Below are 8,144 nucleotides of genomic sequence, written 5' to 3' on the forward strand. Positions count from 1 at the left end.
GGTGTAAAGCCGGCCTCGGTCGACCACCACCGTGGCGAGCTCGTGGCGATCCCGGTCGGCCAGGTGAACCGTGTATTCGAGGTCGTAGTAGGTGCGGCCGCCCTGCTCGCGCTCGTGGGCCTCCACCAGTTCGGCGTCGCGGCCGCTGCCTTCCGGTGAGATGACGCTGCGGCGCAGGGTCTCGCCCACCTCGACGGCGCTGCCCAGCTGGCTGAGATCCCGATCGGGGGTGACCTCGGACACCACCAGGCTGAGGGTCTCGTCACTGTTGATCAGGTCGTGGAAGACCACCTGGGGACCATTGCTGACCTGCACCCGGGTCCAGCCGGTGGGATAGAGGAAGGCATAGCGGCCATCCGGGCTCTGGAAGGAGTTCAGGCCGGCGGCGGCGGCACTGCAGCCCACCAGCAGCAGGGTCAGCAGCAGGGCCGCCAGGAAGGAGCCGCCCCGGGCGCGCCAGGGGACGGCGGGGGCGGGGGCAACGGGCTGGTGGGTGGCAGGGAAACCCATGGCACGGGGCGGGGCAGGGGAGCTGGCAGGAGCCGGTGCCATCCTCACCCGGCGCCCTGCCGGGCGCGAGCGGGCCGCCTAGATTCCCCCCACCTGCGGCCGGATCGCTGAGCGGTTTCACCCGACCCCTGGCCCGGCTGATCGACCAGTTCGAACGCCTGCCGGGCATCGGGCCCCGCACGGCCCAGAGGCTGGCCCTGCACCTGCTGCGCCAGCCGGAAGAGCAGATCCGCAGCTTCGCCGATGCCCTGCTGGCGGCCCGCACCCAGGTGGGGCAGTGCCGGCGCTGTTTCCATCTCTCGGCCGAGGAGTTCTGCGAGATCTGCCGCAACGAGGAACGGCGCAACGGCCAGATCTGTGTGGTGGCCGACTCCCGCGACCTGCTGGCGATGGAACGCAGCCGCGAGTTCCACGGCCAGTACCACGTGCTGGGCGGACTGATCTCGCCGATGGATGGCATCGGTCCGGAGCTGCTGCAGATCCAGCCCCTGGTGGAGCGGGTCGACCGGGAGGGGGTCGTTGAGGTGATCCTGGCCCTCACCCCCAGCGTGGAGGGAGACACCACCAGCCTCTACCTGGCCCGGCTGCTCAAGCCCTTCACCAGCGTCACCCGCATCGCCTACGGACTGCCGGTGGGGGGGGAGCTGGAGTATGCCGATGAGGTGACCCTGGCCCGGGCGTTCGAAGGACGCCGGCGCATGGAATGACCCCCGACGCCTGACCGCGACACCATGACCGCCACCAGCCGCTACAGCGCCATCCCCCCCGCCGAACGGCTGCCGGAGTGGATCCGTCGCCCCCTCGGTGAGGCCTCGGCCACCGAACGGGTTCAGGGGGTGGTCCGGGAGCAGCGGCTGCACACCATCTGCGAGGAGGGGCGCTGTCCCAACAGGGGCGAGTGCTATGCCGCCGGCACGGCCACCTTTCTGTTGGGAGGGCCCATCTGCACCCGCAGCTGCGCCTTCTGCCAGGTGGACAAGGGCAGGGCGCCGCTCCCCCTCGACGCCGGCGAAGCGGAGCGGGTGGCGGAGGCGGTGCAGGTGCTCAACCTGCGCTATGTGGTGCTCACCGCCGTGGCCCGCGACGACCTGGCCGACCACGGCGCCAGCCTGTTCACCACCGCCATCACCGCGATCCGCCGCCGGGATCCGCAGGTGATGATCGAGGTGCTGACGCCCGATTTCTGGGGCGGCCATGCCGATCCCGAAGCGGGTCGCTTGGCCCAGCGGCAGCGGCTGGCCGCGGTGCTGGCCGCCGCGCCGGTGTGCTTCAACCACAACCTGGAGACGGTGGAGCGCCTGCAGGGGGAGGTGCGTCGCGGCGCCACCTATGGCCGTTCGCTGGAGCTGCTGGCAGCGGCCCGGGAACTGGCGCCGGAGATTCCCACCAAATCCGGTCTGATGCTCGGGCTCGGCGAAACGGCCGCGGAGGTGGTGGCCACCCTGGAGCACCTGCGGGCCGCCGGTTGTCAGCGCCTCACCCTGGGCCAGTACCTGCGCCCCTCCCTGGCCCACATCCCCGTGGCCCGCTACTGGAAACCGGAGGAGTTCGAGGAGCTGGGCGCCTTGGCCAGCGCCATGGGGTTTGCCCAGGTGCGCAGTGGCCCATTGGTGCGCAGCAGCTACCACGCCGCCGGCTGAGGCCCAACGCCCAGGCCGACCTGCTCAGAGGCGCAGCAGGAACGCCTCCCGGCGGTGGAAGTCGGGTTCGGCCCCAGGATGGGCCAGGGCCCAGTAGCTCAGTCGCCCGCTGCACTCCTCGATCACGCTGGTGATCCCCACCTGCAGCGGCACCTCCGCGGCGAGCCCCTCCGGCAGCGGCAGGTCCAGGTGCAGCGTCAGCGCGCCGGCGTCGCGGACGACGCGATGCGGCGGCAGGTCGTAGCCGGGCTCGGGCCGCAGACCATCGCGATAATCCTCCAGCCGGTAGAGGTTCCAGTGGCCGGCCGGGGACAGGTTGAGCTCCCAGTAGGGCCGCGCCCCCTCGACGCCCCAGAAGCACTCGAAACAGGTGGTGGCCCAAAGGCCATCCCGGCGCGCGGGGGCCGCCACCGGCACCGGCAGACGCACCGACGCGATCGCCCCTGCCAGCCGCAAGCGGAGCAGGAGGCGCCGGCCCTGCCGGTCGATCTCACCCCCCAGCTCCAGGGCCGGCGACGCCCTGCCGCCATCGAAGGGGCGCAGCTCGAAGCGCTGGGACACGGACGCGGCCATCAGCGGACGACGGCGAGGTCGGCCCTGAGCTCAGCGATCAGGTCCCGGAGCTGGGTCTCCTGGGCCTCGATGCTCTCGGTGAGCCGGAACTGCACCAGGGCGCGCTGCAGGTTGTGGCCCGGTCGGTCGGTCCTGAAATAGACGTTGCCCGCCAGATGATCGGTGAAGAAACGCAAGCCGAGCTCAAAACTGATCAGGCGCATCGCCCCATAGAGATGGTCGTAGTCGGCAGCGGTGAGAAACCCTGAGGCGGCGGCCAGATAGCCGCTGAGCACCTCCCGGCAGAGGGCGACATCGAAACAGACGGCCTCCAGATCCGCCGTCTCCTCCCCCAGGGGATTGCAGCAGGAGCGCAGACAATCGCCGATGTCGTAGTGGATCAGTCCAGGCTTCACCGTATCGAGATCCACCAGGGCGCAGGCCCTGCCGGAGCCGGCCTCCATCATCACGTTGTTGACCTTGGGATCCCCGTGGATGGGGCGGAGGCGCAGCTGGCCGCTCTCCCTTGCCGCCTCCAGCACCGAAGCAAAGTCCCGCCGCGCCTCCACGAAAGCCAGGCAGTGCATCTCCTCGCTCGCCGCAGCGGCAGGCGCCCTGGCCAGCACCGCGTCGTAATGCTGCAGATACCGGGGCGTGACGTGAAAGCCTTCCAGGGTGTCGGCCAGACCGGCCGGGGGCAGGTCGCTGATCAGGTGGTGGAAAACGCCCAGCCCGAAGCCCACCTCCCTGGCCTGAGCAGCGCTGGCCACCAGATCGAAGCTCCGGGAGGATTCGATGAAGCTGATCAGCCGCCAGAAGCCACCGTCCCGCTCCACCCAGGGGCGCCCGTCGACGCGGCTCAGCACCACCCGGGGGTGCTCCCAGCGGCGCTCAGCCAGCAGGGCACAACCCTCGTTCAATCGCGCCTCGACATGCTCGGCGACAGCGATCATGTTGGCCATCACCAGTTCGGGCTGCGCAAACACCGTCCGGTTCAGGCGCTGGAGCACAAAGCGCTGCAACGGGTCCCCGTCGCAGACGACCAGATAACTGTCGTTGACATTGCCGTTGCCCAGACGCTCCAGGTCAAGGATCGGACCCGGAAGATCGAACGCGGCGGCAATGGCGGCCAGCTCGCCATTGGCGTCCCCCTGGGTCATGGCCGGCTGCAGCGGTGGCGACGCTGCGGATGTTCGCATGCCGTCGTGGTGTCACCCACCCAGGCAGCACCGTGCCCTCCACACGCTCTGCCGATCAGCGCGATGTGATCGAAAGGACCACACAACCACCACCGAGGTTCTCCAGCATCGCTGTCTTCAGGTTGGTCCACCGGGGCAGCGGCTGGTCTGAGGGCCACCGCGGAACCGTCCCGGGAATCGTGCTAGATAGGAAAAGCTTGCCGGTGAGGCGGGCCCCATCTCAGGGATTCTGAGGTTCACCATGAATCACGACGTCGCCGTCCTCATCGGACGGTTCCAGCCCTTTCATGAAGGGCATCTTTCTTTGATCGCATCGGCCCTCGAAAGGGCCGACCGCCTTCTGCTCCTGCTGGGCAGCCATCGCTGCGCCCCCGACACCCGCAACCCCTGGAGCAGTGAGGAGCGGGAGGCCATGATCCGCGCCGCCCTGCCGGCCGCGTGGCAGCGCCGGCTGGAGGTGATCCCGATCCGCGACCATCTCTACTCCGACAATCTCTGGCTGGCGGAGGTGCAGCAAAAAGTGCTCACCGTCACGGCCGAGGACGAACGGGTGCTGCTCATCGGTCACCGGAAGGATCGCAGCAGTTACTACCTCGACCTCTTCCCCCAGTGGGACTTTCAGGATGTGCCCCTGAAGAGCGAGGTCCACTCCACGGCCATTCGCCAGGCCTACTTCTCCGACGCCGATAACTCCCAGTGGGCCTCCCATGTGCCGGAGGCGGTGCGGGCCTTTCTGACGGACTACCGGGACACGGGTCGCTACCGCTGGCTGCGCCAGGAGGCCGACTTCATCGCCGGCTACCGCCAGATCTGGTCGGTGGCGCCCTACCCGCCCACCTTCGTCACCACCGACGCGGTGGTGGTCCAGTCGGGCCATGTGCTGGTGGTGCGCCGCCGGGTGCGGCCCGGCCAGGGGCTGATCGCCCTGCCCGGGGGCTACCTCGACCAGCAGGAGATCGTGGTGGAGGGGATGCTGCGGGAGCTGCGCGAGGAGACGGGTCTGAAGGTGCCCAGACCGGTGCTGGAGGGGTCGATCGCCGACCGCCACGTCTTCGATGCCCCGGGTCGCTCCCAGAGGGGCCGGGTGATCACCCACGCCTTCCTGATCCAGCTCAAGGGCGGAGCTCTGCCCTCCGTCCGCGGGGGCGATGACGCCGAGAAGGCCTTCTGGATGCCCCTGGCGGACATCTACGCCCACGAAGACAGCTTCTTCGAGGACCACGTCCAGATCATCCAGCACTTCATCTCCCGCCTCTGAGCGGCGCCGCCGTCGCCGACGGCGGACCCATCAACGCCTGCGGCCCGGGGAGACCGGGCCGGGGCGACCCATCCACCCCGTGCGGAGCGCACTCCATGGACGTCAATCTTCTGCTCGACACCGACAGCTACAAAGGCAGCCACTGGCTCCAGTACCCCCCGAATCTCACCGCGATGGGGGCCTATCTGGAAAGCCGTGGCGGCGAGAACCCGGAGACCCTGTTCTTCGGGTTGCAGATGCTGCTGCAGACCACCCTGGCTCGGCCCGTCACCCAGGGGGATATCGAAGAGGCCGCCGACCTCTGGAGCGCCCACGGCCTGCCGTTCAACCGTGGGGGCTGGCAGCGCCTGGTCAGCGTCCATGGCGGTCGCCTGCCCCTGCGCATCCGGGCCGTCCCCGAGGGCAGCCGCGTGCCCACCGGCAACGTGCTGATGACGGTGGAGTCCACCGATCCGGCCCTGCCCTGGCTGATCACCTGGGTGGAGACCCTGCTGCTGCGCCTCTGGTACCCCACCACCGTGGCCACCCGCAGCTGGCACTTCCGGGAGCTGCTGCGGGCAGCGCTGGAGCGCACCGCCGACGACCCGGCCGCCGAACTCCCCTTCCGCCTGCACGACTTCGGCTCCCGCGGCGTCTCGAGCCACGAGAGCGCCGCCATCGGCGGGCTGGCCCACCTGGTGGCCTTCCGCGGCACCGACACCGTCGCCGCCCTGGTGGCGGGCCGGCGCCACTACGACTGCCCGATGGCCGGCTTCTCGATTCCCGCCGCCGAGCACTCCACGATCCTGGCCTGGGGGCAGGCACACGAGCTGGAGGCCTACCGGACCATGCTCGACCGCTTCGCCAGGCCCGGTGCCGTGCTGGCGGTGGTGTCAGATTCCTACGACCTCTGGAACGCCGTCGACCATCTCTGGGGCGAGCAGCTGCGGGAGCAGGTGATCGCCTCGGGCGCCACCGTGGTGATCCGGCCCGATTCGGGCGATCCGGTGGCCATCGTGCCCGAGCTGCTGCGGCGCCTGGAGGCCCGTTTCGGCAGCCGGCTCAACGGCAAGGGCTACCGGGTGCTGGAGCACGTGCGGGTGATCCAGGGGGATGGCATCACCGCCACCAGCCTGCCGCTGGTGCTCGAAGCGATCCTGGCGGCGGGCTTCAGCGTCGAGAACGTGGCCTTCGGCATGGGTGGCGGCCTGCTGCAGCAGGTGAACCGGGACAGCCAGCGCTTCGCCTACAAGGTGTCGTGGGTGGAGCGGGCCGGCCGGATCCACCCGGTGCACAAGAGCCCCGTCACCGATCCCGCCAAGACCAGCAAGGCCGGCGTGCTCGACCTGATCCGGGACGAACGGGGCTATCGGACGGTGGTGCTGGAGCGACCGGAGCCCCATCCGGCCAGCTGCCTCCAGACCGTGTTCGAGAACGGGGCGCTGCGGCGGCGCTGCAGCCTCGAGGAGGTGCGCTCCCGGGCGATGCAAGGCTGAGGGCCCTCCCTGCCCCATCCCCGGCGCCATGCCCGGCCAACGGTTGCCGTCGCTGCTGATCCTGCTCGCCCTGCTCTCGGCCGGGCCTGTGGCAGCGGCGCCGGCCTTCCGGGCCACCGTGGTCTCGGTCGGCGATGGCGACACCCTGCGGGTGCGCCGCGGCCAGCAGCGGATCACAGTCCGGCTGGCCTGCATCGATGCCCCCGAAACGGCCCAGAGCCCCTGGGGCCAGCAGGCGCGCCAGGCCCTCCAGATGCGCCTGGCCGTCGGGCGGCCGGTGACGATCCAGCCCAACGGCAGCGATCGCTTCGGGCGCACGGTGGCCGAGGTCATCGGTGACACCAATGTCAACCTGGCCCTGGTGGAGGACGGCCTGGCCTTCGCCTACCGGCGCTATCTGGCCGGCTGCGACGGGCCGGCCTACCTGGCGGCCGAGGAACGGGCCCGCCGCCAGGGGCTCGGCGTCTGGCAGGTGCCGGGTGGGATCACCCGGCCCTGGGACTTCCGGCGCGGCCGACGTTCCGCCAGGATCCCCGATGGCACCACCCCCGACGGGCGCCGCCACTACTGCAGCCAGATCGGCTCCCACGCCAGGGCCCAGGAGCTGCTGCGCCAGGGCCACGGCTATCTGGACTCCGATGGCGACGGCGAGGCCTGCGAAAGTCTGCGCTGATCCGCCCTTCGGGGTCGCCGCAGCCGCCTAGGGTCAAGGTGCCACCGGGTGGCCGCCATGTTCCCTCCCGAGGCCACGGCCTGGCAGGCCCTTTCGGGGGGCGAATGCCTGCGTCGCCTCGGGGTGGGCGAAGCGGGCCTGAGCGAGGCCGATGCGGCCGACCGCCTGGCCAGCGCCGGGCCCAACCGACTCGCCCTGGCACCGGGCCCGGGACGCTGGCGGATCCTGCTGGATCAGTTCAGCAACGTGATGCTGGTGCTGCTGCTGGCGGTGGCAGCCGTGTCCGCCGGACTGGCGGCGCTGGAGCACGCCATCCCCAAGGACGCGACCGCCATCCTGCTGATCGTGGCCCTCACCGCCCTCCTGGGTTACCTGCAGGAGAGCCAGGCACTGCTGGCCCTGCGCAGTCTGCTGAACCTGGCCCAGCCCCTGGCCCGGGTCCGCCGCGGGGGCCACTGGCAGCGCCTCCCTGCTGACCAGCTGGTGCCGGGGGACCTGATCCGTGTGGAGAGCGGCGATCGGGTGCCCGCCGATGCCCGGCTGCTCGAGGGCAACGAACTCGGGCTGCAGGAGGCGGCCCTGACCGGCGAGGCCGAACTGGTGAACAAGCGCGCCGAACCGCCGCTGGCGGCCGGGACACCCGTGCTGGAGCGCAGCAACTGCCTGTTTCTGGGCAGCGAGGTGGGACGGGGGCGGGGACTGGCCGTGGTGACCGCCACGGGGATGGCCACCGTGCTGGGCGGCATCGCCACCCTGATCCAGACCGCCCGCCCCGAGCCGACCCCCCTGCAGAAGCGGTTGGCGGACCTCTCCGGCCGGCTCGTGGCCTGGGCCCTG

Annotated in this window: 9 protein-coding genes; 6 read left to right on the forward strand and 3 right to left on the reverse strand. The window is 70.5% G+C overall.

The window, feature by feature from the left end:
* The coding region (gene psbP / locus KBZ04_RS11540; protein ID WP_254992067.1) for a photosystem II reaction center PsbP at positions 1-510 on the reverse strand (510 nt) is incomplete at its 3' end.
* Positions 511-647: 137 nt separating this feature from the next.
* Between psbP and recR the strand changes: the two genes are divergently transcribed.
* Both recR and lipA read left to right on the forward strand, forming a co-directional pair.
* The gene (gene recR, locus KBZ04_RS11545) at positions 648-1,217 is read left to right on the forward strand and encodes a recombination mediator RecR (RefSeq protein ID WP_409995969.1); all 570 of its coding nucleotides are present in this window, start codon (positions 648-650) and stop codon (positions 1,215-1,217) included.
* A gap of 24 nt (positions 1,218-1,241) precedes the next feature.
* Complete coding sequence (gene lipA, locus KBZ04_RS11550; protein ID WP_254992068.1) at positions 1,242-2,150, forward strand: lipoyl synthase; 909 nt, start codon at positions 1,242-1,244, stop codon at positions 2,148-2,150.
* Between the two features lie 24 nt (positions 2,151-2,174).
* On the opposite strand, the gene KBZ04_RS11555 is transcribed toward lipA, so the two are convergent.
* Both KBZ04_RS11555 and KBZ04_RS11560 read right to left on the reverse strand, forming a co-directional pair.
* Complete coding sequence (locus KBZ04_RS11555) at positions 2,175-2,723, reverse strand: DOMON-like domain-containing protein (protein WP_254992069.1); 549 nt, start codon at positions 2,721-2,723, stop codon at positions 2,175-2,177.
* Entirely contained in the window at positions 2,723-3,901 is a 1,179-nt protein-coding gene (locus tag KBZ04_RS11560; protein WP_254992070.1) for a phosphotransferase enzyme family protein, read from the reverse strand. The genes KBZ04_RS11555 and KBZ04_RS11560 overlap by 1 nt, the downstream gene beginning before the upstream one ends.
* A 241-nt stretch (positions 3,902-4,142) precedes the next feature.
* Here KBZ04_RS11560 and KBZ04_RS11565 point away from each other — a divergent pair, with 241 nt between their 5' ends.
* The 4 genes from KBZ04_RS11565 to KBZ04_RS11580 all read left to right on the forward strand — a co-directional run.
* Entirely contained in the window at positions 4,143-5,159 is a 1,017-nt protein-coding gene (locus KBZ04_RS11565; protein WP_254992071.1) for a bifunctional nicotinamide-nucleotide adenylyltransferase/Nudix hydroxylase, read from the forward strand.
* Between the two features lie 95 nt (positions 5,160-5,254).
* Complete coding sequence (locus KBZ04_RS11570) at positions 5,255-6,634, forward strand: nicotinate phosphoribosyltransferase (RefSeq protein ID WP_254992072.1); 1,380 nt, start codon at positions 5,255-5,257, stop codon at positions 6,632-6,634.
* A gap of 28 nt (positions 6,635-6,662) precedes the next feature.
* Positions 6,663-7,307 (forward strand): thermonuclease family protein, encoded by a 645-nt coding sequence (locus KBZ04_RS11575; protein WP_254992073.1) that lies wholly within the window; start codon positions 6,663-6,665, stop codon positions 7,305-7,307.
* Positions 7,308-7,364: 57 nt separating this feature from the next.
* Positions 7,365-8,144: cation-transporting P-type ATPase (locus tag KBZ04_RS11580; RefSeq protein ID WP_254992074.1), on the forward strand; the 780-nt coding region annotated here is incomplete at its 3' end.

Origin of the sequence: Cyanobium sp. N5-Cardenillas (assembly GCF_024345515.1) — a bacterium.
GTDB lineage: Bacteria > Cyanobacteriota > Cyanobacteriia > PCC-6307 > Cyanobiaceae > Cyanobium.